The following is a 24,336-nucleotide window of genomic DNA, read 5'->3' as shown; positions in this document are numbered from 1 at the left end:
TGGCTGAATACATGCCACAAGTGGACTTGCGCCGCCTTCCCCGGGCGGCGACCATCGGCGGATGCCTCTGCCCTTTTCCGTTGCATCCCTTCCCGTGGTTCGTTCGCTGCGCTGGCTGCTGCCGCTGGCGCTGTTCGCCGGCGCGTTCGGTTGCACGCCATCCGCGCAGGCGCTGGACAGCAGCGAGCTGGCGTTCGAGGGACAGAACTACCGCGTGGTCCATCTGGATCTGAAACGCGAGCAGCTGACTCTGCACTGGCGCAACCCACAGAATGGCCAACCGTTTGGCGACATCGAAACCTTGCGCCAGTGGGGCGCAGCGCATGGGCAGCGATTGATGTTCGCCGCCAACGCCGGCATCTACGACCGCATGTTCGCACCGCTGGGCCTGTACGTGGAAAACGGCAAGACAGTTGTGCCGTTGAACCTGGCACACGGCAATCCCGCATCCGGCAATTTCTCGATGCTGCCGAACGGCGTCTTCGCGATCTATCCCGATGGCCACGCCGCGGTACGCACCAGCAGTGCGTTCAAGGCGGACGCCAAGCCTGCGCAATGGGCGACGCAATCCGGGCCGATGTTGCTGATCGACGGCAAGCTCAACGAGCAGTTCGTGGATGATTCTTCGAGCCTGAAGTGGCGCAGCGGCGTTTGTGTGCGAACGCCGACCGATGTCGAGTTTGCGGTCAGCGAAGCGCCGGTGAACTTCCACACGTTTGGACGGCTATTCCGTGACAAGCTCGGTTGCCGCGACGCACTCTATCTCGACGGCAGTATCTCGCAACTTTATGTGGACGGCGAAGGCTACACCGGCGCGCCGGCGATGCTGGTCAAACCATACGCCGGCATTTTTGCGGTGTTCGCCAGAAAATGAAGTCAGCATTCTGGCGTCGCCTGCTATTGGCGGTACTTGCGCTGCTGATCATCGCGTTGATCTTCGTCTGGTACCTGCTCGACGGAAGTCGCGCACGGCTCGATGGTGAACGCCACGTCGCCGGTTTGACCACGAAAATACGCATCGAACGCGACGCACTGGGCACGACGACGATCGAAGCTTCCACTCGCGAGGGCATCAGCTACGCGCTCGGCTATGTCCATGCGCAGGAACGCTTCTTCGAGATGGACCTGATGCGCCGCATGCCGGCCGGCGAATTATCCGCATTGATCGGACCCGCCGCGCTGAAGACCGATCTCGGTCATCGCCGTCATCGACTGCGCGCGGTGGTCGACGCGGCGTACGCACAACTGCCACCGGCGCAGAAACTGCAACTCGATCGTTACCGCGATGGCGTCAACGCCGGGCTCGTCGATCTGCGCAACAAGCCATGGGAATATTTTCTGCTCGGCAGCCGTCCGCAACCTTGGCGTTCACAGGACAGCCTGCTGGTGATCGCCGCGATGTATCTGGACCTCAACGGCGACGGCCGCAACGAACGCGAATTGCACATCGCGCAGATGCGTTCGGTATTGCCCGGCGCGGTCGTGGATTTCCTGTTGTCGCCGGACCCCGACTGGGAAGCACCGCTCAGCGGCGAACTTTCGCGCACGCCGGTGATCCCGGGCGCCGACGTTTTCGATCTTCGCCGCACCACTGCCGGCAAGACCACCGCGAGTCTGATCGACGCACTCCCGTTCGACGCACCACGTCCCGGCAGCAACAACTTTGCAGTGGCCGGTTCGCTCACCGACAACCGTGCGGCGATGCTCGCCAACGACATGCATCTGGGCCTGGGCGTGCCGAACATCTGGTTCCGCGCGCGATTGCGCTATCCCGACACCACCGCGCCGCACGGGCAACGCGAGTTCAACGGCGTGACGCTGCCCGGCACACCGGCGTCAGTCGCCGGTTCCAACGGGCAGATCGCCTGGGGATTCACCAACAGCTACGGCGACTGGCTCGACTGGGTGCGCGTGCTGCGCGATCCATCGAATCCCAACCGTTACAAAGTGCCGGAAGGCTGGGCGAACATCGAAGTACACGATGAGCACATTCCCGTGAAAGGTCGACCCGATACGGTGCTCAAGGTCGAGGGCACGCGCTGGGGTCCGATCCTCGCGAAGGATGTCGACGGCACGTCGCTTGCGCTTGCCTGGATCGGCGATCTTCCGCGCGGTTACAACGTGCTGCAGATGAAGCTCGAACAGGCGGTCGACGCGAAAAGCGCGCTCGACCTCGCGTCGCAGATCGGCATGCCGCCGCAAAACCTGCTGGTGGCCGACAGCACGGGACACATCGGCTGGACCATTACCGGCAACAGCATTCCATTGCGCGCGGGCTTTGATCCGCAGCTGCCCGGTGACTGGTCGAAGCCTGGCAATGGCTGGCAAGGCTGGGCAACGCCCGCGGAATATCCGCGCATCGAGAATCCTGCCGACGGACGACTTTGGACGGCCAACAACCGGACCATCGGCGGCGATGTGCTCACACTACTGGGCGATGGGGGCCACGATCTCGGTGCGCGCGCGCAACAGTTGCGCGATGACCTGCGCGCGCATGCGGCGTTCACGCCGGGCAACCTGCTCGACATCCAGCTCGACGATCGCGCCGTGCTGCTCACGCGCTGGCAGCAGTTGCTGCAACAGACGCTGGCCGGCACCACGGATTCATCGCTGCAACAGCTTCGTCAGCTGACGCAATCATGGAAGGGTCGCGCCGATGTCGACAGCGTGGACTATCGGCTGGTACGCGCATTTCGCATGCAGGTCAGTCGGGCCGTGTTCGCGCCATTCGTCGCACGCGTCAAGCAACGCTTCGGCGATTTCAGCTCGCCCGTTGAAAACAGCGCCGAAGCGGCCGTGTGGATGCTGATCAACGCACAACCCGCCAACCTGCTCGATCCGAAATACCAAAACTGGCACGCGCTGTTGCTGGACGCTGCGCGACAGGTGGCCATCGATCTCGGCAAGCAACCCGGCGGTCTCGCCGCGCGCAGTTGGGGCGAACAGAATCGCAGCCGCATCGATCACGCACTGTCGCCCGCGCTGCCAGGCTGGCTCGCTCATTTCATCGACATGCCCGACGACGCGCTACCGGGTGACAACAACATGCCGCGTGTGGCCTCGTCCGACTTCGGCGCATCGGAGCGCCTGGACGTTTCGCCCGGCCACGAAGACAAGGGCATTCTCGAAATGCCCGGCGGCCAGAGCGACAACCCGCTGTCGCCCTACTTCCGCGCCGGCCATGAAGATTGGGTGCAAGGAAAACCGACGCCGTTGCTGCCCGGCGCGACACAGCACACGTTGGTGCTTGTGCCGGTAAATCACTAGAACCCGAAGGCGCTCGCATCTCGTGCGAGCGCCGATCAGGCAATTATTTGCCAACCGTGTCAGCGCATTTGACGCCGTCGCAGAGGAAGTCGACTTCCTGACCTCGACCAACCGTGACGGGAACATTCGGATGAATCTGGACCGGCTGTCCGTCTTTTTCGAAAGTCACCGTGTAGGTGTCCATGGGAAGTGTGTTGAAACTGAATCGACCTTTGGCGTTTGTCGTGACCTGATGATGCGTGCCGGTAGCGGCGCTTTGCACCGTGATGGTGTCGCCAACCGGCGCCCATCCGAACAAACTGCCGGAGGTTGCCTGCGCTTGCACCGCGGCGGATCCAGCCGCGCCGCAAACACCGAGGGCGATCACCATGGCCATGCTCCGGATGGAGGACATTGCGCCGCGGGGGGAAAGACCGGCCTGGAGGGAGTTATTGCTATTCATGGAATTCCTCAACGTCATCGAGACAGTGAATCGAAATGAGCTTGCCGATGTCTGGCGGTCAGCTCGTTGCAAAGGCAGTGCGAGGTGCGATCTCGCTGCATGGTCCGCTGCCTGCCCTCGTGCATTCCGTGGACCGTGGATCGAAAGAACACCTTCAATCCGTTTACCAAGTTGTGTGTCGCGTTGGCTGGGTGTTGCCCAGGGAAGCAGTGATCGAATCAGCCAGCCGAAGCGGCCGTCGTGGCGACGTGGCTCGACGCCACGTTCGCCGCGACGGGCTTCGCCAGCAGCATCGAACCGACAGTCAACGCGCCGGCCAGCACGCAAGCGAAGAACAGACTTTTCAACATCAGGGTTTCGAATTTCATGGCGGTGCTCCGTAGTTTGGAATGAGGCTTCGACAGGACTATGGCAAAGCCTGTGCCAACGTCTGGAACGCCCACAAACCGCGCGGTTGAGCGGTTTCCCTTCTCTCTTCGATGGGCGAAAAACTGTCCGCGGACGTTGGCGCGAATGTCCGGACACATCACGGACAGCCGGCGCTCTACGCCGGACGAAGGTCTCGATCGTCGAGACAAATCTTTTTCTATCGCATCAACACGCAGGAATGATCGATGGCGAGTTACCGAACGCAAAACACACCACACAGGGCGACCTGCTCGTGCGTATCGATTCACTGCAGACGGGTGCAAGAAATAACCGATCGCCTTGGCGCGCGACTGCAAAGGTCGCCACGCCCATCGTCCGCTCTACATCACGCCAGCAGTCGTTCGCACACGGCGCGGTAAATCGCCGGCAACTGCTCCAGCTCGTCGACGGCAACACACTCGTCGACTTTGTGGATCGTGGCGTTGACCGGACCGATCTCGACAACCTCCGCGCCCATCGGCGCGATGAAACGGCCGTCCGATGTGCCGCCGCCGGTGCTCTGTTCCGGATCGACGCCACACAGTTCGCGGCAGATGGCCACGACTGTTTCGCGAAGACATCCACCGGGCAGCGTAAGAAAAGGCTCGCCGGAAAGATTCCAGTCCAGTGCGATATCCAGCCCGTGTCGATGCAGGATCGCTTCGGTGCGCGTGCGCAGGTCATCCGAGCGACTGGCGGTGCTGTAGCGAAAGTTGATCAGCGCCTTGAGTTCGCCGGGTATGACGTTGTTCGCGCCGGTTCCGGCATTGAGGTTGGATACCTGGAAAGAGGTCGGCGGAAAATCGCCATTGCCCTCGTCCCATCGTTCCGCCGCCAGCTCGGCGAGCGCTGGCGCGAACGCGTGAATGGGATTCAACGCCTTGTCCGGATACGCCACGTGTCCCTGCACGCCGCGCACGGTGAGCGTGCCGGACAGCGAACCGCGCCGGCCCACGCGAATCAGGTCGCCGAGCCGCGCTTTCGCCGAAGGTTCGCCGACCACGCACCAGTCGATCGATTCGCCAGTAGCGCGAAAATGTTCGACCACGCGACGCACGCCATCGAGATTGGTCGGCCCTTCCTCGTCGCTGGTCAGCAACAAACCGACGCGGCCGGAGTGCGTCGGATGCGCGACCACGAATTCCTCCAGCGCAACCACCATGGCAGCGACCGATCCTTTCATGTCAGCGGCACCGCGGCCGTATAAACGTCCATCTCGAATCGTCGGCTCGAAGGGCGGGCTCTGCCAGGACGCTTCCGGCCCGCTCGGCACCACGTCGGTGTGACCGAGGAAGACCAGCAGCTTGCCCGGCTGCACCGCACCAGCCGCGCCGTGCGTGGCCCAGAGATTGTCCACATCGCCGTAGCGCAGGTGCTCGACGTGGAAGCCTGCGCACGTCAGGCGTTCACCGATCAGCCGCAGGCAGCCGGCGTCTTCGGGCGTGACCGAGCGACGGCTGATCAACTCGCAGGTGAGGTCGAGAACGTCGGACATGGCGAATATCGTCAAGCGGAAAGACGTGCAGCGTAACAACGAACGCGGCGCGTCGGGAGTCGCGCGTTACCAGCTCGCGCAGCTGACAACAGCGCGCCGCTCAGCGACCGATCAGTTTCTTGAAGCCGTTGTCGGTGAACCCCACGCTGACTGCGCCATCGGGCAGCACGACGACGGGGCGTCGGATCAGCGCGGGGTGTTCCTTCAGCAGCAAGATCCACTCCGGATCGCTGCCGGGGTTCTTGCGTTGCGGCAGCAGGTTGCGCCAAGTGGTGCCGGATTTGTTGACCATCTTTTCCCAGCCGCCCAATTGCTGCGCCCACGTTTTAAGCGTGGCCGGCGGCACCGGATGCGCTCGATAGTCGACGAACTCGTGCGCCACATCAAAGCGCGCGAACCAGTTGCGCGCCTTCTTGCAGTTGTCGCAATTGGGCAGGCCGTAGAGGGTGATCGCAGTCATGGATTGGTATCCCTTTGCGGCTGTTGCTGACGCAACATCCGCTGCATGAAATAGAACGCGAAGGCCGCTGCCAGATGCTTGATCGTGTGGCCACTGGCCATGTTGGCACTCAGTTCGAAAATCGGCCGATCGAGCTTCTCGCTCACAAAGGCCACGGCGTAACTGGCCAGTGCGGCATACAACAGCCGACGCTCTGTCCACGGGCTCCGCAGCCACATCACCGCCAGCAGGATCAGCAGAATCGATCCGCCCTGCGCCATCAGATAAGGCAGCAGATTGCCGCTCCATTTCCAGTACAGCACACTGCCCAAACCCAACAGCGTCAGGCCCCACAGGGGCCACGTCGAGCGCCAGCGCAGGCGTTCGGCCAGCGTGGCCGCGAGTAGCGGCATGAACACCACGGTCATCGGCAGGCGATCCCATACCAGGCGCGCATCCGACGGCGCCCAGTGGTAATAGCCCGAACCGAATGCGGTGAACACCAGGCCGAAAAACATCAGGCCATAAGCCTGTCTGGTCGCCGCTGCCATCGCACGCACGCTGGGCAAGCGCAGCACGAACAACCCGGCCAAACCTACCCACAGGAAAGCCAGATTCGATGCCACGTCACCGAAGTTGGGGACGCCGAGCCAGCCACGTTTGTCGGCGAAGTCGTGATAACCCTGTGGTTGCGCGAACGACGGCAACACCAAGGCAAGAATCAACACCACCGCGCCGATAAGTGCCAGCACGTAGCCACGTTGCTGCGTGTTGAGGAACGTGCGTGGAACGGTGTTGCTCACGGGTCGTTACGCAGCAGTTCGTTGATGCTGGTCTTGCTGCGTGTTTTCGCATCGACCTGCTTGACGATGATGGCGGCATACAGGCTGTGGCTGCCGTCTTTCGCGGGCAGGCTGCCGGCGACCACGACGCTGCCGGCCGGCACGCGTCCGTAACTGGTTTCGCCGGTAGCGCGGTTGTAGATGCGCGTGGACTGGCCGAGGAACACGCCCATGCCGATCACGCTGCCGCGTTCGACCACGACGCCTTCGACCACTTCCGAGCGCGCGCCGACGAAGCAGTTGTCCTCGATGATGGTCGGGTTGGCCTGCAAGGGCTCGAGCACGCCGCCAATGCCGACGCCGCCGGACAAATGCACGCCCGCGCCTATCTGCGCGCACGAGCCGACGGTGGCCCAGGTATCGATCATGCTGCCGGCGCCGACGTAGGCGCCGATGTTGACGTAGCTCGGCATCAGCACCGCGTCCTTCGCGATGTGCGCGCCACGACGCACCAACGCACCGGGCACCACGCGCGCGCCAAGCTGTTCAAGTTCGGCGTCGTTGCCTTGCGCAAAACGCAGCGGCACCTTGTCGAACGCCATCGCCGCGCCGCCATCCACCACGCGGTTGCCGTTGATGCGGAAATACAGCAACACCGCTTTCTTGATCCACTGGTTGACCGTCCAGCCGCCTTGCCCGTCCGGTTCGGCGACGCGTCGCTCGCCGGACTCCAGCAGATCCAGCACCTGTTCCAGCGCCGGACGCAGATGGGTTTCGATCTCGGTGGTGCCGAGTTCGTTGCGACGCTCGAAGGCGTCGTCGATCAGTGTTTCGATGGATTGCATGAAGAGATGACCAAGGCGGCGAAGATGAAAACGCGGTCGACAACGACGATACGCGCCGTGCCGTTCAGCCGTCTAGATTACATGCGTCGCGCCGGTGCCCGAAATGGCCCGCATCGCAACGCGCCTCGCTGGTTCGTTGTTGGTCGGTTGGTCAAGGCCGCTTGTGGACTGCCGACCATCGGCACGATGCTTGTCGCTCCGCTCGACGGTTTCATCGACCGAATGGTAGATGGCTTCGCTGGCGACCTGCTCGCCCCTTTTCGGCTACCGCGGATCTCGGCCGCCGCAGTGGCGAAGCGACACGGCGATTGTTCGAGCCGATTCCATGAGGTCGTGTTCGGTCGATGCAACAAAAGGCGCTTCGGGGCACCTTTTTATTTGACAGATTTTGGAACAATGAAATAGACGCGAATCTTCCTGCCCGAACCGCGAAGTACCACCTTCTCGAAATCGAATTCGACTAAAGCATCGCCTTCACTGAAAGCGTGCCCCGTCTTCAAGCGGTTGTTTTCGATTCTCCACACGGTTAAGGGTTCAGTACAAAAACCTTTTGTGCAGCTGTCAATCGCCAGCATGTCGTTTGCAAAGTAAAGATCTTGGGATTCATCGTTCGACTTTGGGGAAACGAGGCGTAGATGCATGCCATTCGAATGAAGGGAAGACCATGCCAAGTCCCTGCCTAGGTCTGCCGCACGCAAGGACTGACAAATACATGGCAACGCCAGCAAGACAAACCGCCACTTAAGTGACTGCATGAATCACCTGACGCCAACGCCGAGCGGTATCGGACGCAGAGAATTCCTGAGCATCAGTGTCGCTGTGATATCGACAAGCAGAGATTCAAAGGGTGAATTCATGTGGTCCAAAGCTCGCGGACCCAAACAGGTTTTCGAATCGGCATTCACCCTATTCGAAAATTTTCCAGTCATGCAAACGGGCTCAAAGCGAGACGCCCATAAGCAATGAAAACCATGAAGAGTCCAAGCACGGCGCTCATGATGATGGACGAGGTCTCGTGGTATCTCACATGTACGCCAACGAACACGAGGCTTTCGACGGCCAGCACTGCCGCAGCGAGAATCGTCAATTGTGGCTGCCAGTGGAATGCACCGGGAACGATAAGCCCGATCACGCACACGAGTTCCACGATGCCAAGGGTCGTCCAGGCCTGCCGAGGCAATGCGCCGAACGAAGGCACGTCGTGGCTGATCTTGTCGAACATGAAAACCTTCATGACACCCGACGCCCCGTACATCAGCGCGGTGAGGATCTGCAGGACCCACAGCAATATGTTCATCGTTTTCCAATTAGGTCTTCGTCTTGTCCTGTCCGAGTATCTCGACCTTCGTAGTCCGTCCGCTATGAACAAATAGCAAGGTCCTCATTCTGGAAGCGCGCATTGGCTTGAAGCTTGAATGAATTGCTGGACCTGCATGGCGCGTCCAGGCAGCCGGGCCCGAAAGCAAAGTGCGCACTACCGCAAAGCAGTCTGGAGACTGGCTGCCAACTCGATTCGCTCCTCGGTGGTGTAGGGCACTTTCTGCCCCTCATACAGCCTGTCATTTGAGTAGCGAGGAAATACATGAAGATGGAAATGCCACACGTCTTGATTGCCGGCTGGCCCGTTGTGTTGGCGAGTGGAGATTCCTTCACAACCGAAGGCATTCCGCATAGCGTGCGCCAGGCGACGCGTGGTGCGAAAGAATTCGCTGCCAAGGTCGTCCGGGATGTCCAACACGTTCTCATAGTGGCTCCGGGGTACCACCAGGCAGTTACCTTTTATTCCGGCGTAGTGGTGAGTCGGGACCAAAGCGAACACGTTGGCATCCATCAAGACAACGGCTGATTCCGGCGCAGGTGATGGAAGCGTCTCGGCAATACCGCAGAACGGACACTCGTATCCGGGAGGAGCATTCTTCATAGGTCTAAGGCCATTTAGACCCCGCTGGGGAGTTGCACGGCATGCTCCGGCACTTCGCTCGTAGCGTCAACGACATCCCGCTCTCCTCGCCAGTTTGGCCAACAATCATCGCACCCGACATTCCAAGATCGCTGATTTTGTCGAGATCCTGGCTGTGGAAAAGCGGGCGCGACGCGGCTCGAGCACGGAACTTGCCGGACTGCGCGGCGCAGGGCCGGCAGCGTTCGCGCATCGAGGGGAGCAGCGGCGCTTTGACCGGCGCGGTTGCCGAGAAAAGTGGCAAGGTCGGCATGGCGCTCGGCAACAGCGACCCGGCGAAGCTTTCATTCCTGCGGGCTCGCATCAGGAAGCACGTATGGGTTTCGCCAGTTGAAACGCTGTAACGAGCGTCACCCTCGAAACGCAAACGGCGCGATCCCGAAGGTCGCGCCGTTTGCGGATATCAATTGGTGGGCGGTACAAGGATCGAACTTGTGACCCCTTCCATGTCAAGGAAGTGCTCTACCGCTGAGCTAACCGCCCGAGTCGCGCCAGCCAGGCAGCGCGAGCGGCGAAGTATACGGGAGCCGCCCGCCCCGGACAATATCGGCCCGCAACGGCTCAGCGCAGCGCCTGTTCGCGCAGCTGGTGAATCTGGTCACGCAACTTGGCTGCGTCCTCGAATTCGAGGTTCTGGGCGTGCTTGTACATCTGCGCTTCCAGCTTCTTGAGCATGCCGGTGGCTTGTTGCACGCTGAGTCCGGCGTATTCCGCACTCTGCTCGGCCACTGCGACAGCGCGACTGCCCGGACGCGTGGATTTGCTGCCGCGACGGTTGCCCGCCTCGCTGCGCGCGCCTTCCATGATGTCGGCGATGCGTCGCACGATGGTGGTCGGCGTGATGCCCTGCTCCAGGTTCCACGCGATCTGTTTTTCACGGCGGCGTGCCGTTTCGTCCATCGCCGCCTGCATTGATGCGGTGACCTGATCGCCGTAAAGAATCGCTTTGCCGCGCACGTTGCGCGCGGCGCGACCGATGGTCTGGATCAGCGAACCAGTCGAACGCAGGAAGCCTTCCTTGTCGGCATCGAGGATCGCCACCAGCGACACCTCGGGCATGTCCAGACCTTCGCGCAGCAGGTTGATGCCCACCAACACGTCGAACTCGCCGAGGCGCAAGTCGCGGATGATCTCGCTGCGTTCGACGGTCTCGATGTCCGAGTGCAGGTAGCGCACCTTGACGTCGTGCTCGGCGAGATATTCGGTGAGGTTCTCGGCCATGCGCTTGGTCAACGTGGTGACGAGCACGCGGTCACCGATGGCGACGCGCTTGTGCACTTCGCCGAGCAGGTCATCGACCTGCGTGCGCACCGGACGCACTTCCACTTCCGGATCGACCAGGCCGGTGGGGCGCACCAGCAACTCGACCACCGCGTCGCCTGATCTTTCCAGCTCGTAATGACGCGGCGTGGCGGAAATGTAGATCGTGCGCGGCACGCGCTGTTCCCATTCCTCGAACTTCAGCGGCCGGTTGTCCATCGCCGACGGCATTCGGAAACCGAATTCGACCAAGGTCTCCTTGCGTGAGCGATCGCCTTTGTACATGGCGCCGAGCTGCGGCACGGTGACATGCGATTCGTCCACTACCAGCAAACCGTCGGAGGGCAGATAATCAAACAACGTCGGTGGTGGTTCGCCGGGCGCGCGACGCGTGAGATGGCGCGAGTAGTTCTCGATGCCCTGGCAGTAGCCGACCTCGGTCATCATCTCGATATCGAAACGCGTGCGTTGCTCCAGCCGCTGCGCTTCCAGCAACTTGTTCTCGCGGTACAAAAACTCCAGCCGATCTTTCAGCTCGATCTTGATCGTCTCGATCGCGTTGAGCACGCTCTCGCGCGTGCTCGCGTAGTGCGTGCGCGGATACACGGTGTAGCGCGGCACCTTGCGTACGGTCTCGCCGGTGAGCGGATCGAACAGCGCCATGTTTTCCACTTCGCCATCGAACAACTCGATGCGCAACGCCTCGGTTTCCGACTCGGCCGGAAACACATCGATGACTTCGCCACGCACGCGATAGGTGCCGCGACGCAGGTCGAGCTCGTTGCGCGTGTATTGCAGTTCGGTCAATTGATGGATCAGCTTGCGCTGGTCGATGCGTTCGCCTTTGGCGAGGATCAACCGCAGCGACAGATAATCTTCAGGGTTGCCCAGGCCGTAGATAGCCGACACTGTCGCTACGATGATCGAATCGCGGCGCGACAACAGCGCCTTTGTCGCCGACAGGCGCATCTGCTCGATGTGCTCGTTGATCGAGGCGTCTTTCTCGATGAAGGTATCCGATGCGACCACGTAGGCCTCGGGCTGGTAGTAGTCGTAGTAGCTGACGAAATATTCGACGGCGTTGTTCGGAAAGAATTCCCTGAATTCGCCGTAAAGCTGCGCGGCCAGCGTCTTGTTTGGCGCCATCACGATGGTCGGCCGCTGCACCTGCTCGATGACGTTGGCGATGGTGTAGGTCTTGCCGGAACCGGTGACGCCAAGCAGTGTTTGGGCGGCAAGTCCGGCCTCGAAACCGGCGGACAGACGCTGGATCGCCTGCGGCTGGTCACCGGCGGGTTGGTACGGGGCAACGAGTTGGAAGCGGTCAGTCATCAGCTACATATGTGGGTTCGGCGACGCATTTTAAATCAGGCCTGCTGACACCCCGCGTCAGCAGAGTCCCACGGCCGCGCTACCGTTTCGCTGCAGCCTGCCTTGGCGCGGTAATCCTAGGATGAATTCTCTGCAACGCAGGAGCGACGTCCTTGTTCACGCAGCCACTTAGCAGCATCCATCGTCAACGCGGCGTCACGCTGATGGAGCAGATCATGGTGCTCGTCATTGTGGGCATATTGACGAGCGTTGCCATTCCGTCACTCGGCAAATTGATGAAGCGCCATCAGCTGCAAGTTGCGCAGGCCGACTTCATCACCGCGCTCCAAAGCGCACGTGAGACCGCCGTGACCACCGGGAAATACACGTTGTTCTGCCCCAGCATCGATAACGCGAGTTGCACCGAAGGCAATCGATGGGAAAGCGGCTGGTTGCTGGCGCATGACGTCGATCACGACAACCAGCCCGACGACCACAACCCGCTATACGTTGGTCATGCCTATAAGGCGAATGTGCGGATCAGCAGCAATGGTGGTCGGCGCTTCGTCCACTTCCAGCCCGATGGCAGCGCAAGCGGTACGAATGTCACGCTGCTGTTCTGTCAGTACGCGAGCAGCGAACCCGCTCTCAGCGTCGTTGTGTCGAATTCGGGAAGGATTCGCGGCGCGCCGGCTACGCCCGCGCAAGCAGCTGACTGCGCCGCAAATAAATGAAGCCTCACGCGCTTGCGCGAGGCTTCGTCGGTGAGCTGTGCTTATGGAGCGTCCGTCGATGCATTCAGAGCAGCGGATATCGCTGCGTCGCCGTTCACCAAATCCTTCCATGCGATTTCCTTGCCCAGCCTGCGGCCTTTTTCGGTGAGCTTTAGGCCATTGGCGTCGAGCGAGAGCGTATAGCTCTTGTCGCCGATCGTCAGCTGGCGCTTGAGGGGTTTGTCCAGTGGTGTCATTGCATATCTCCCGGTTCGATGTCGCAAACACCATGACGCGACGAATGTGAACTCTTTGCCAAGAAGTATTGCTCGCATTCACGCAGTGAACCGAAGTGCGAATCAAACAGTCACGCCATCACAACGTCGCGATGTCGAAAATCCCAGATAGAGAGTCGCCGAGGGGACCAACGCGGGAAAGCTGACAACCATTCGGCAACGGCTACCGCAAAGGCTGTGCGAACGCTGGGAGCTGACGTTTCGACCTCTACGAAAAGGCCACAAATGAGCGATGCGCCCCGTCTTCAGTACCCGCTACAGGCATGGATCGAAGGTCACTACGCACGCGATTGCAATGAACCAATCACGAAATGTCCGTACAAAAATGGCAGTGCGATGGCCGCAAGCTGGCACAAGGGTTGGCTGTGTCGAGATGAGTCGACCTCCGCACGTGTTCCACCGCGTCGACTCAGAGATTCGGAGTCGGCTTGATGGAAGTGATACTCGTCGCGCGGCGAACGAAGGTGATACGTTATCTTGCGTGACGCTGATGAGAGGGCAATAGGTTTTAGTGCGTTGCAGAAGCCGCTATGCGTAGCTTCGCCTGAATTAGGCTGCTCGTCTCATTCGTCCTTGCCGGATGCGGCGACGAAACGTCCTGCCGGCGTGGGTGTCCATCGGTCGTCCGATGCGCGTGCGAGAAGACCCTTCGCCTGCAAACGGGCACAAACTTCCGAATCGAGATCAACGGCTGCTTTTGGATAGGACTGGCAGATGGCGGCCAGCGTGAATCGTTCATCGAGACTGAGTTTGGTGTTCACCATCGCACCATACATTCGCGAACATCAACGTCGCGTGCTGATCGCTCGTGAAGGTAGAAAGGCGATGGGGGCGACCAAGTCAGGCGTCAATCGCTCGCGCGATCTCTGCACCAATGAATCAGCGCGCGCCTCGTACAGGTTGAACGGCCCATGCACCCAAGGCGACGAGGATCGCCGCCATGACGAACAATGCCTTGTACGTTCCGCCGCTCGCGGCCAGCACAGCCGAAGCGACCGCCGGCATCAGCGACTGCGGCATCACATTGGCGATGTTGAAAATGCCGAGGTTCTTGCCCGCGTGCGCTTCGCGATCCGGCAGCACATCGGTCGCTAAGGCGAGATCCACCGCCAGATACATGCCCAGCCCGGCACCAGAAATCGTCATGCCGACAAGAAACCACATGTACGACGGCGCGAAGGCGATCACCAGAAGCGCCAGCGCATAAATCAATGCCGCGCCGAAGACGAAAATCTTGCGCCGCCCGATCGCGTCGGAGAGCCGCCCACCCACGCCGCTGAAAACAACCACCGCGCCCGACTGCGCCAGCGTGGAAAGAAAAATCAGATGGGGCACCTCGGTCAGTGAACTGCCCAGTTGATGGATCAGGTAAAGTCCCTGGTAAGTCAGCAGCACCGATGCGCCGGCGAAGAGCAGGAAACGGCTGCTCCATATCCAGCCGAAGTCGGGAAAGCGCAACGGGTTGATCCAGAAACTGGTGACGAATTCGCGCCATCCATAACGCGCTCGTTGCGCCGTGGCCAATCGGCGATCCGGCAACACCCAGACCAGGCAGATCGCTGCCGCGACGGCCACGGTAGCTGGCACCAGAAACATCGCGACCGTGAGATGCGAGAACGCTTGCACCACACATGTTCCCGCCACCATGCCAACCGGCTGGCTGACGCCGACAATGCCGGAAACCATGCCGCGATGCTGTGGTGATACCTGATCGGAAAGGATCGCCATGAGCGCCGCGAGCTGTGCGTTATACGCAAGCTGAGCGATGCACCAACCCAACAGAATTTGCGGAATCGAATGGGCACACGCGACGATCGCCAACCCGGCCATGCCGCCGAGCGCGCCGGCGACCAACCACGGCCGGCGCATGCCGAAACGCGATGTCGTGCGGTCGGAAAGCCGGCCGAAAAATGGATTGCCGAACAGCGCGAACAACGCGCCCACGCCCATCACCACGGAAAGACTTTCGGTGGCGTGCACTGGATCGAGTGCCGTGACGCGCATGTTCAGACCCACCAGCACCGGCGGGAGCAAGGCCATCCACAAACCCATATAGGCGACGGCGTAGATTGCGATGAATTTCCAGTCGATGCCGCCATCGCGCGCAGAAGCAACGTACGGCAACGCCGGTTTCACGTCTTTGGGCTGGCCGTTGCTCATCGTCACCGACCTCCCGGATTCCGGATGTCCACGCTACACGTTCGCAGCCGAAAAGGCTCTGAACGAGTCCTATCGCTTTTTCGCGGGCGCAGCCGTGGAAGCGCGCAAGCGCATTTCATACGGCGCGCGCGTATGCCGCTGCAAGTCGGGCTCGCGGATCGACTGCAGAACGCTTTCGACCGCCATGCGTCCCATCTCGCGGCATGGCTGGTGGACGGTAGTCAATCCGGGCGAAACCAGCAGCGCTACCGGCGTATCGTCGAATCCGCAAACCGAAAGGTCGCCGGGCACCGCCAGTCCGCGTTCGTAACCTTCGCGCATGACGCCGCAGGCCATGTCGTCGTTGGCAGCGAATATCGCCGTCGGCGGATGGCGTCGATTGAGCAACGCCTTTGCACCGGCCATTCCGGAAGCGAAGGTGAAGTCACCCGGTATGACCAGCGATTCATCGTACGCAATGCCGGCTTTGCGCAGCGCGTCGCGGTATCCGCTCAGTCGCCACGCGTGCGCGCCATGACCTTTCAGACCCGCCACATGACCGATGCGCCGATGTCCGAGCGAGATCAGATGTCCCACGATGTCGGCCGCTGCCTTGCGTTCGTCGAAGCTGATGTCGATAGGTGACTGGCGAGACTTCGAGGAAATGGTCGCGTAGCGCAATTCCAGTTCATCGAGCCGCTGCAGCAGCTTGGCGTTATTCGCGTGCGGCGGTGCCAGGATCAGCGCATCGGGCCGATGCTGCGCCACGAAACCGTCAATCTTCGCGACCAGATCCTCCGTTGCTTCGAAAGGATGAAGCACCGCGTTGTATGGCGTCTCCTTACACGCCTGCAGCACGCCCACGATCAACTCCATCACGTAGCTGGAACCAGCCGCCGGGTTGTCGTAGAGCAGCGCAACCAGATACGAACGGTTCCCCGCCAGACTTCGCGCCGACGGGTTGGGCACGTAGTTGAGTGTGCGTATCGACGCCTCGATGCGCGTGCGCAATTTGACGCGCACAGTCGTGTGGCCGTTCAGGACGCGGGACACCGTCTTGGTGGAAACCCCCGCATGCGCAGCGACATCCTCGATTCTCGCTGGCATCTGTTGGCGCCCCACCTGAATGATTAAGACCGACGCATCCTAACGCATGCGCAAGACGCGCAGCCATCCGGATTTCACATGCCTCGGTCGAAAAAGACAGCGCTGTACTTTTCATTTGACAGCGCTGGTACTTTTGACTAGCTTGCGCCGCGCAGGGGAGCAATAACTTGCGCTGCGGCGCAGCATCAATCGGGGAGGAAGCATGCCTATTTCGACGATCGGTTTGTTGCGTAGCCGGCATGGCTTTCCCCGTCATGCTCGACAGCAAATCACGACGCGGCATGCGGGGAGCAAAGGTTGATGAATAGTCGTCACGGAACTTGGCTGATCGTCACGGCAGTCATCGCTTGTGCGACGGGCGTCAGCGCGGCGTCACGCCATCCGGCGCCGACCAAGCCCTACGCCGATTGGCCTGCGATCAAGACTTCTCATGGCGAAGATACCGCGCTTGATGCGCGTGTGCGCCGCATCGTTGCGGGCATGACGCTGGCTCAGAAAGTCGGGCAGATGACGCAGGCGGAAATCAAATCGATCACGCCCGATGAAGTGCGCAAGTACTACATCGGCTCGGTGCTCGACGGCGGCGGCTCGTGGCCGCAGATGAACAAGCACGCGTCGATCAAGGATTGGCTCGCGCTGGCCGACGCTTACTACGATGCCTCGATGCACACCGACATGTCGGTGAAGATCCCCATCATCTGGGGCACGGACGCCGTGCACGGCGACAACAACCTCTTTGGCGCCACACTGTTTCCACAGAACGTCAGCCTGGGCGCAGCGCACGATGTGGAGCTGATCCACGAGATCGGCGCATCGACTGCAAAAGCCGTGCGCGCCACCGGCGTCACCTGGTCATTTGCACCGACACTCGCGGTGGCGCAGAACGCCCGGTGGGGGCGCAGCTACGAAAGTTTTTCGAGCCAGCCATCGCTGGTGCATGAATATGCGCGCGCGTATGTCGAAGGCATGCAGGGCGACTTCGGCCCACACAATGTCATGGCCACGGCCAAGCATTTCGTCGGCGACGGCGCAACCTGGCTCGGCACCGACCAGGGCGAATCGCGCGTGGACAAAGCCACGATGATCAACGTGCATGGCGCGGGTTATTTCGGCGCGCTCGAAGCCGGCGTGCTCAGCGTCATGGCCTCTTACAACAGCTGGAACGACATCGCCGATCACGTGAACTACGGCAAGATGACCGGCGCACACGCGCTACTTACCGATGCACTGAAAAACAAGATGGGCTTCCGCGGCTTCATCGTGTCCGACTGGAATGCCATCGGCCAGTTGCCCGGCTGCAGCAACGCCAGTTGTGCGCAGGCGATCAACGCCGGCATCGACATGGCGATGACGCCTGATGACTGGAAGGCCTTCATCGCCAACACCATGCACCAGGTGCAGGACGGCGAAATTCCGATGGCGCGCATCGACGATGCAGTGAGTCGCATCGTGCGCGCCAAGCTGAGCATGACCTCGCTCGACAAGCGTCCATCGCAACTCCCCGGCGCGGGCGATGCCGGCATGCTGCAGGATCGCACGCTGGCACGGCGCGCGGTGCGCGAATCACTGGTGCTGTTGAAGAACAATCACGACGTCTTGCCATTGAAGCGCGGCATGAAATTGCTGGTCGTCGGCAAGAGCGCCGACAATCTTCCGAATCAGGTGGGCGGCTGGTCGTTGACCTGGCAGGGTACCGACAACACCAACGCCGATTTCCCCAACGCGCAAAGCATCCTCAGCGGATTGCGCGATGCCGATGGCGCGGCCAATGTCACTTTCAGCGAAAACGCGCAAGGCGTCGATGCGAAAAACTACGACGCCATCGTGGCGGTGATCGGTGAAACGCCATTCGCGGAAATGATGGGCGACATCGCACCTTCATCCACGTTGCGCTTCGGCGATCGCTTTCCCGAGGACGTGACGCTGCTGCGGAAAATGGCGCAGTCCGGCAAACCCGTGGTGACGGTGTTCGTATCCGGGCGTCCGTTGTTCGTGAACTCCCTGCTCAACGCGTCGGATGCTTTCGTGATGGCGTGGTTGCCGGGTAGCGAAGGCGCTGGCGTCGCCGACGTGATGTTCGCTGCCACCCAAGGCAAGCAGCCTGGGAATTTCAACGGCACGCTGCCACGACCGTGGCCCGGCGTGCCTTGTCCCGATTCGGACAAGGCCGGCGCGTCGCGCTGGTTGTTCGCGCCGGGTTACGGACTGCGTTATCCGACACGGCATGACCTGACTGCATTGCCCGAACACGATGATGTGAAGGCGTGTGCCGATGCGTCGAGCATGCCGGTGTTCCACACGCTGGCGGTTGCGCCGTTCGCGTTGTATCTCGCGGACAAGGCACAGGGCGAACAAGCAGTGGGCACGGACCTCAACAGCGAGATTTCGTGGCCGAGCGATCGTCCCCTGCTCCGCCTTCGCACCGTGCAGCTCAACACGCAGCAGGACGCCAAGGCCATCACGTGGCTGGGCGCCGGTCGTTTCCTGGCGCGCAGTGTGCAGCCGGTGGACGTGTCCAAACTCGCAGCTGCGCATGCGGTGTTGCAGTTCGACATGGTGATAAACACGCCTGCGAAAGGTTCGGTGACGTTGTCGATGGGTTGCGGCAGTGGTTGCCACGCCAGCGTGGATCTTGGCCCGACATTCGCGGGCTACGCCGTCGGCACGCGGCAGAGCGTGTCGATTCCACTGGCATGCTTCGCCAAGCTCGGCGCAAATTTCGCAAGCGTGGATGTGCCGTTCGAGATCGCGGCCGACGCGCCATTCGCCGCGTCTTTCGCCGATATCCGCATTAACGCGGTGAAAGAGGCCAATCGCATCGATCTGTCGTGCGCAAGCGTGGGAGTGAAGTGAACAGTTGCCGGAATGCGCATCGCGATGCACTCGCGTTCGGTGCGTTCACACAGCAAATCGAAAGATGTTCGAGCATTCCCAGCGCCGTTGCGGCAACCGGAATGACGAAACGATTCAAGCGAAAAACAAAAGAAGTTGGAAACCAAGGGGTGGGGCCGTCATCGGTCGTGTATCTACTGACACCGGGGAGAACGAAGTGAAAAAGCAACCCATGTATCCGCGCGCGCAGAGCGCCCATCAAATGCGCAAGCTGTCGCTCGTGATCGCGATGACGTTGTTCGCGGCCGGGCAACTGCAAGCGCAAACCACGCAGCCTGCATCGCAGACGTCGCAGGCGAGTGATCAAACGACACCCGCTGCAAAAAAAGCCGCGGACGACAAGAAAAAATCCGGGACATCGGACGGCAAGGTCGTGAAGGACCTGAGCGGCTTGTCCGTCAGTGGCTACGCGGCCAGCCTGAATCGTGCGCAAGACATCAAGCGCTACTCCGACACCGTGGTCGATGCGATCTCGGCGCAGGACGCCGGCTCGTTGCCCGACTTGTCGGTGACCGAAGCATTGCAACGCATACCCGGCGTGGCGGTCAGTGCGTTCGGCATCGCTGCCGACCCCGATCACTTTTCCATCCAGGGTTCGGACATCAGCCTGCAGGGCCTGCCGTACACCAGCACATTGTTCAATGGCCGCGAAGTCTTCTCCGCCGGCGGTGGCCAAGGATTGAATTTTTCCACGGTGTCGCCGGAACTGATCGGTTCGGTCGTCGTCAGCAAGAACCAGACGGCGGACATGATCGAAGGCGGCATCGCCGGCTCGATCGATCTCAACACGCGCAAGCCCTTCGACAGCAAGAAGGATACGCAAGCGTCATTCACTCTCGGCGACTACTGGGGCAATCTGGACAAGCGCGGAACGCCGCAGATCGCCGGGCTTTTCAGCCACAGTTTCGATACTGAAATCGGCCGCTTCGGTTTTCTCGCCAACGTCGCGTACGACCGTATCGACCAGGCCGACAACGCGATTTCGCTGGTCAATTTCCAGCGACGCTGCAATGGCTGCACGCTGCCGGGCAACATCGCGCCGGATACGTATCCCGGTCTTGCGCCGGGCCAGTACGCATACGTGCCGGTCGGTGCCGACATACGTACCCAGAATGAAACCAGCACCCGCTTCGGCCACGTGCTTTCAGGGCAATGGGAAAGCCCGGACAAGGCTTGGCAGGTCTCGCTGGAATGGGATCGGGCGTCGGATTCGGAAACCACCTACGAGCACACCTTGCAGGCTTCGACGGACGGCTGCGGTTATTCCGTTCCCGCCACCTGCGGCGTGCCGCTGCCGGGCACCAACGCGACCTACGATGGCAACGGCGTTTTCCAGTCGGGCACCATCACGGCACTGCCGAATCCGGGCTACAGCTATCCATCCACTTATGGCGGCTTTCCAACGCAGCTCGACACGGCCGGATTCAAGAACCGCTACACCACCAATGACTACAGCCTCAACGTGAAGTGGAATGTCAACGACCGGTTGCATCTCAGCCTCGACGCGCAGGACACGCACGCCACCTACGACAATCAGTACTACTACATCCGCGAGCTGACCAACGCGAACTGGGACCTCGCCCTGCATGGCAACCACGTTCCAAGCGTCAGCCTGCTTTCGCCGAATCCCAACGAAACGGCCGCTCAGTATTTCGCCGATCCCAACAACACTTACTGGTCGGCGGCGCAGGATCACGAGGCGCATTCGTGGGGTAACCAGCGTGCGTTTCGTCTGGACGGCACCTTCGACGTGAGCAAGGGCGGACTGGACGATATCCAGTTCGGCTTCCGGCACTCTGACGAAAGCGAGACGGTACAGAACTCGGCATATAACTATGTCCCGATCAGTTCGCCGAGCCCGGGTGTGCTGCCAATCACCGTCGCCGACACACCCGGAGCCGTCGCCCCTTATCACGTCGATCTGCCCGGCTTCGGCAACGGCAACTTCGGCATCGTCGCTCCGTTCTTCAACTTGAATCCGCAAACGCAGTTCGCGCAGGCTGCCAACGTCATCAAGCAGATCAACCAGCAGTGGCTTGCTGCTCATCCCGGTGCCGGCGGCCCCTACTACACCAACTTCGATCGCGAACAAATTGTGGCGGGAGATGTTTTCGTTCCGGGCACGTCGTACCTGCCGCAGGAAGTAGCCTCCAACGAAGAGAAAACCAACGCCAGCTATGTCCGCCTGAATTTCGGCAACAGCAACACCGATTTTCTCGGCGGTCTGCAGATCAGCGGCAACATCGGCATGCGTTACGTGCATACGCAGGATGATGCTGCGGGTTACCTGATCCTTCCGAACATGCTACAGACGCTCAACGGCCTGAGCATCGCGCAGTATTGCGGCTCCAGCGCCGGTGGCCCGGCACCGCAGGCGGGCACGTTCTGCGCGCTTACACCGGCGCAGCAGCAGCAATACGTGAGCTTTGCCAATGGTGCCTATACGCCGATTTCAGCGGCCAGTTCGTATGGCAACTGGTTGCCGAGTTTCAATCTGGCGGTCGGCTGGAACGACGACTTCGTTACGCGCTTCGCGTTCTCCAAGTCGGTCTATCGACCCACCCTCGTTCAATTGCAAGCCGGGCAGTCGGTCGCAGGACTTCTTCCCTACGGCACCAATGGCAGCTCCGAGCCAACGGTGGGCAACGGATACAACGGCTCGAACCCGTATCTCAAGCCCATCACGGCACACAATTTCGACCTGACCCAGGAATGGTATTTCGGTCATGCAGGTTCGTTGACCGGCATGCTGTTCTACAAGCAGTTGAACAACACCATCCAGTACATCACCAACGTGGTCGATACCACAGTGACCAACAATGGCGTGACCTATCCGGAGCAATACACGGCAGGCCTGGCCAACCTGGATCAGAAGGGCAGCGTGGCCGGTGCGGAACTGGCCTACCAGCAGAAATACGATTTCCTGCCCGGCTGGCTGTCCGGTTTCGGCACGCAGATGAACTACACGTACATCAAGCCGCATGGCCTGGGTTTTGGTTCGATCTCGTATTGCCCGGCGAGTTATCTGGCCGCCACGCAGTGCATCAACCAGCACAACCTGCCGCCGTCCGAGTTGTCGCGCGACACCTTCAATTTCACCGCGTACTACGAGAAAGGTCCGCTGTCGGCACGACTGGCTTGGAACTGGCGATCGGCGTTCCTGATCACTGGCCAGGAAGCGGATTTCCCGTTGCTGCCGGTGATGGCCGATTCGCAGGGACAGCTGGATGGATCGGTGATCTACGCGCTCAACGATCACGTCAAGCTGGCGCTGCAAGTGGCCAATCTTTTGAACTCGACGTTCAAGACCCACGAGATCGTCAACACCGACGGCCTGCAAGTACCGAAGGGCTTTTTCCGCAACGACACCCGCTACAACCTGAGCTTGCGCGCGGACTTCTGATCGAAGGCGTCAAGCAAATTTGCGTCATGGCGCATGCCCGAGCATGTGCCATGACGCGAGGAAGGAAACGGAATGTGATTCCCCCCGTTGCCGCCATTTCTGCAATAACGGGAATGGCGGTTTTTTTTCCGCAGCTTGTCGGCCTCGTCGAAACCATGGCCGCGTCGGTGGAAGGACACGGCGCACGCCACCTGTTGCGCGACTTCGAGGCGTCAAGGTCATGAGTGCAGTTGTTGAGGCCCGATCCAGTAAACGACATGGCGATTGGCAGGTTCGTTTGGCGATAGCCGTGGTGCTGGTCGTGTTTTCGGTGACAGCCTCAGGTACCGAAACGACAGAACCATCGATTACACGCGCACGCAGTGCAGCGGAGCGCATCGAAGCCTTTTCGCACACCGGCTGCAACGCCATCGCTTCGCGCGTCGATGCATGGCCGGGAAACAGTCCGGTACTGCTGCGCAGCTACGACGACTTGCGCGGCGTAGGCGCACCTGCCCTTGCGCCCATCCACTCTGCCGCATTCACCTACGACAACGCGCTCGCAGTCATCGCCCTGCTCGCCTGCAACAAACGTCCACGGGCCGAACGCATCGGCGAAGCGTTACGGCTCGCGGCCATCAACGACACACGCCTGCGTGATGCCTATCGCGCTGGTGTTGTCGCGGGTAAAAAGCCCTTGTCGAATGGCTGGTGGGATGCGCAACAGAAGTACTGGATCGATGCCGCGCATCACTACGCCGGCGCGTATCAGGACGGCACGTCATCCGGCAATGTCGCCTGGGTTGCATTGGCCCTGCTGGCGCTGCATGACGCCACCGGCGACACGCGTTGGCGCGACGCCGCGGTGCATCTCGCCAACTGGGTTGTTGCTCACGCATCGGACAACCGCGGTGCTGGCGGTTTCGATGGGGGCGTCGAATCCTACTTGCTGGTGCCTAGGAAATCGTCGTGGAAATCGACCGAGCACAATATCGATCTCTGCGCGTTGTTCGAATGGCTCGACCGAATCTCCGCGCCAGGCGGCGACTGGAACACGCAGGCGGCGCATGCCCGTGATTTCGTCACCGCGCAATGGGATGCGGCGAGCGGCCATTTCTGGATGGGCACCACGGCCGATGGCATCTCGTCGCTTCGCTCGCCATCCGCGCTCGACGTGCAACTCTGGGCGCAACTACTGCAGGATGCAGCGAAGACATGGACACGTGCGTTGCATTGGGTGGAACAGACGAATGCCGTCAAGGGCGGTTTCGATTTCACCGACGTGCGCGACGGACTATGGACGGAAGGCACCGCGCAGGCCGCGCTTGTCTATCGACGAATGGGCGATGACGCCGCGGCGAATGCTTTGTTCGCATCGATCGCGCAGCAGGCGTCTCCAGGCGGGTATTTGTACGCCACGCCGCAGCCACGCATCACAGCCGTGTATTCCTACTACTACCATCAGCCGGCGCTCGCGGCGACGGCCTGGGCGCTGCTTGCCGCGTTCAATCGCAATCCTTATGTGCCCAGGGGAATTACCGATAGTCGGCGACATTGATGCGGCGGTTATTCAATGCAACGCTCGGCATGACACCCAT

The 24,336-nt window shown here is 60.9% G+C and carries 22 protein-coding genes and 1 tRNA gene; 9 read left to right on the top strand and 14 right to left on the bottom strand.

The annotated features are described in order from the left end of the window. Positions 1–61 precede the first annotated feature (61 nt). Both GSQ73_RS16965 and GSQ73_RS16960 read left to right on the top strand, forming a co-directional pair. Positions 62–874, top strand: coding sequence for a phosphodiester glycosidase family protein (locus GSQ73_RS16965; protein WP_158886081.1), 813 nt, complete (start codon positions 62–64; stop codon positions 872–874). Then, on the top strand, positions 871–3,267 hold the full coding sequence (locus GSQ73_RS16960) for a penicillin acylase family protein (RefSeq protein ID WP_158886079.1): 2,397 nt from the start codon (positions 871–873) through the stop codon (positions 3,265–3,267). Before GSQ73_RS16965 ends, GSQ73_RS16960 begins: the two co-directional genes overlap by 4 nt. A gap of 43 nt (positions 3,268–3,310) precedes the next feature. On the opposite strand, the gene GSQ73_RS16955 is transcribed toward GSQ73_RS16960, so the two are convergent. The 6 genes from GSQ73_RS16955 to dapD form a co-directional block, all read right to left on the bottom strand. After that, complete coding sequence (locus tag GSQ73_RS16955; protein ID WP_254063441.1) at positions 3,311–3,709, bottom strand: carboxypeptidase-like regulatory domain-containing protein; 399 nt, start codon at positions 3,707–3,709, stop codon at positions 3,311–3,313. 218 nt (positions 3,710–3,927) lie between these two features. Then, complete coding sequence (locus GSQ73_RS16950; protein ID WP_158886077.1) at positions 3,928–4,077, bottom strand: hypothetical protein; 150 nt, start codon at positions 4,075–4,077, stop codon at positions 3,928–3,930. 386 nt (positions 4,078–4,463) lie between these two features. Then, positions 4,464–5,612, bottom strand: a complete 1,149-nt coding sequence (gene dapE / locus GSQ73_RS16945; RefSeq protein ID WP_158886075.1) for a succinyl-diaminopimelate desuccinylase — start codon at positions 5,610–5,612, stop codon at positions 4,464–4,466. A 100-nt stretch (positions 5,613–5,712) separates the two neighbouring features. Beyond that, a complete protein-coding gene (locus tag GSQ73_RS16940) occupies positions 5,713–6,072 on the bottom strand; it encodes an arsenate reductase (protein ID WP_158886073.1) in 360 nt (119 codons plus the stop codon). Then, a complete protein-coding gene (locus tag GSQ73_RS16935) occupies positions 6,069–6,854 on the bottom strand; it encodes an alkaline phytoceramidase (protein ID WP_158886071.1) in 786 nt (261 codons plus the stop codon). The genes GSQ73_RS16940 and GSQ73_RS16935 overlap by 4 nt, the downstream gene beginning before the upstream one ends. Further along, positions 6,851–7,678 carry a 2,3,4,5-tetrahydropyridine-2,6-dicarboxylate N-succinyltransferase gene (gene dapD / locus GSQ73_RS16930; RefSeq protein ID WP_158886068.1) on the bottom strand — a complete coding sequence of 276 codons (828 nt, stop codon included), beginning with the start codon at positions 7,676–7,678 and terminating at the stop codon, positions 6,851–6,853. The genes GSQ73_RS16935 and dapD overlap by 4 nt, the downstream gene beginning before the upstream one ends. 6 nt (positions 7,679–7,684) lie before the next feature. Here dapD and GSQ73_RS16925 point away from each other — a divergent pair, with 6 nt between their 5' ends. Beyond that, complete coding sequence (locus GSQ73_RS16925) at positions 7,685–8,083, top strand: hypothetical protein (protein WP_158886066.1); 399 nt, start codon at positions 7,685–7,687, stop codon at positions 8,081–8,083. A 520-nt stretch (positions 8,084–8,603) separates the two neighbouring features. Here the strand turns inward: GSQ73_RS16925 and GSQ73_RS16920 are convergent. Together GSQ73_RS16920 and GSQ73_RS16915 are read right to left on the bottom strand one after the other, a co-directional pair. After that, on the bottom strand, positions 8,604–8,975 hold the full coding sequence (locus GSQ73_RS16920) for a DoxX family protein (RefSeq protein WP_158886064.1): 372 nt from the start codon (positions 8,973–8,975) through the stop codon (positions 8,604–8,606). Between the two features lie 177 nt (positions 8,976–9,152). Further along, complete coding sequence (locus tag GSQ73_RS16915; RefSeq protein WP_158886597.1) at positions 9,153–9,509, bottom strand: HIT domain-containing protein; 357 nt, start codon at positions 9,507–9,509, stop codon at positions 9,153–9,155. A 131-nt stretch (positions 9,510–9,640) separates the two neighbouring features. On the opposite strand from GSQ73_RS16915, the gene GSQ73_RS16910 reads away from it, so the two are divergent. Continuing rightward, a complete protein-coding gene (locus GSQ73_RS16910) occupies positions 9,641–9,982 on the top strand; it encodes a hypothetical protein (RefSeq protein WP_158886062.1) in 342 nt (113 codons plus the stop codon). A gap of 64 nt (positions 9,983–10,046) precedes the next feature. Here GSQ73_RS16910 and GSQ73_RS16905 read toward each other — a convergent pair. Beyond that, positions 10,047–10,121, bottom strand: a tRNA-Val gene (locus GSQ73_RS16905). Positions 10,122–10,199: 78 nt separating this feature from the next. Further along, complete coding sequence (gene uvrB / locus GSQ73_RS16900) at positions 10,200–12,230, bottom strand: excinuclease ABC subunit UvrB (protein ID WP_158886060.1); 2,031 nt, start codon at positions 12,228–12,230, stop codon at positions 10,200–10,202. A gap of 152 nt (positions 12,231–12,382) precedes the next feature. Between uvrB and GSQ73_RS16895 the strand changes: the two genes are divergently transcribed. Continuing rightward, a complete protein-coding gene (locus GSQ73_RS16895) occupies positions 12,383–12,943 on the top strand; it encodes a GspH/FimT family pseudopilin (protein ID WP_254063440.1) in 561 nt (186 codons plus the stop codon). A 41-nt stretch (positions 12,944–12,984) separates the two neighbouring features. Here the strand turns inward: GSQ73_RS16895 and GSQ73_RS16890 are convergent, their stop codons facing one another. The 4 genes from GSQ73_RS16890 to GSQ73_RS16875 all read right to left on the bottom strand — a co-directional run bounded on the left by GSQ73_RS16890 (position 12,985) and on the right by GSQ73_RS16875 (position 16,464). Further along, a complete protein-coding gene (locus tag GSQ73_RS16890) occupies positions 12,985–13,179 on the bottom strand; it encodes a hypothetical protein (protein WP_158886058.1) in 195 nt (64 codons plus the stop codon). A gap of 602 nt (positions 13,180–13,781) precedes the next feature. Next, complete coding sequence (locus GSQ73_RS16885) at positions 13,782–13,979, bottom strand: hypothetical protein (RefSeq protein ID WP_158886056.1); 198 nt, start codon at positions 13,977–13,979, stop codon at positions 13,782–13,784. A gap of 118 nt (positions 13,980–14,097) precedes the next feature. Further along, a complete protein-coding gene (locus GSQ73_RS16880; RefSeq protein ID WP_158886054.1) occupies positions 14,098–15,378 on the bottom strand; it encodes an MFS transporter in 1,281 nt (426 codons plus the stop codon). A gap of 69 nt (positions 15,379–15,447) precedes the next feature. After that, entirely contained in the window at positions 15,448–16,464 is a 1,017-nt protein-coding gene (locus tag GSQ73_RS16875) for a LacI family DNA-binding transcriptional regulator (RefSeq protein WP_158886052.1), read from the bottom strand. A gap of 300 nt (positions 16,465–16,764) precedes the next feature. Between GSQ73_RS16875 and GSQ73_RS16870 the strand changes: the two genes are divergently transcribed. The 4 genes from GSQ73_RS16870 (at position 16,765) to GSQ73_RS16855 (ending at position 24,296) form a co-directional block, all read left to right on the top strand. After that, positions 16,765–19,317, top strand: coding sequence for a glycoside hydrolase family 3 N-terminal domain-containing protein (locus GSQ73_RS16870; RefSeq protein WP_158886050.1), 2,553 nt, complete (start codon positions 16,765–16,767; stop codon positions 19,315–19,317). A 196-nt stretch (positions 19,318–19,513) separates the two neighbouring features. Continuing rightward, on the top strand, positions 19,514–22,759 hold the full coding sequence (locus tag GSQ73_RS16865) for a TonB-dependent receptor (protein WP_254063439.1): 3,246 nt from the start codon (positions 19,514–19,516) through the stop codon (positions 22,757–22,759). Positions 22,760–22,833: 74 nt separating this feature from the next. Next, on the top strand, positions 22,834–22,983 hold the full coding sequence (locus GSQ73_RS16860) for a hypothetical protein (protein WP_158886048.1): 150 nt from the start codon (positions 22,834–22,836) through the stop codon (positions 22,981–22,983). Next, positions 22,980–24,296 carry a hypothetical protein gene (locus GSQ73_RS16855; RefSeq protein ID WP_254063438.1) on the top strand — a complete coding sequence of 439 codons (1,317 nt, stop codon included), beginning with the start codon at positions 22,980–22,982 and terminating at the stop codon, positions 24,294–24,296. Before GSQ73_RS16860 ends, GSQ73_RS16855 begins: the two co-directional genes overlap by 4 nt. The last annotated feature ends 40 nt before the right edge of the window (positions 24,297–24,336 follow it).

Origin of the sequence: Rhodanobacter sp. L36, assembly GCF_009765755.1 — a bacterium.
Classification (GTDB): domain Bacteria; phylum Pseudomonadota; class Gammaproteobacteria; order Xanthomonadales; family Rhodanobacteraceae; genus Rhodanobacter.
Note: the sequence above shows the minus strand (reverse complement) of the source record. Positions and strands in the feature narration are given on the sequence as shown.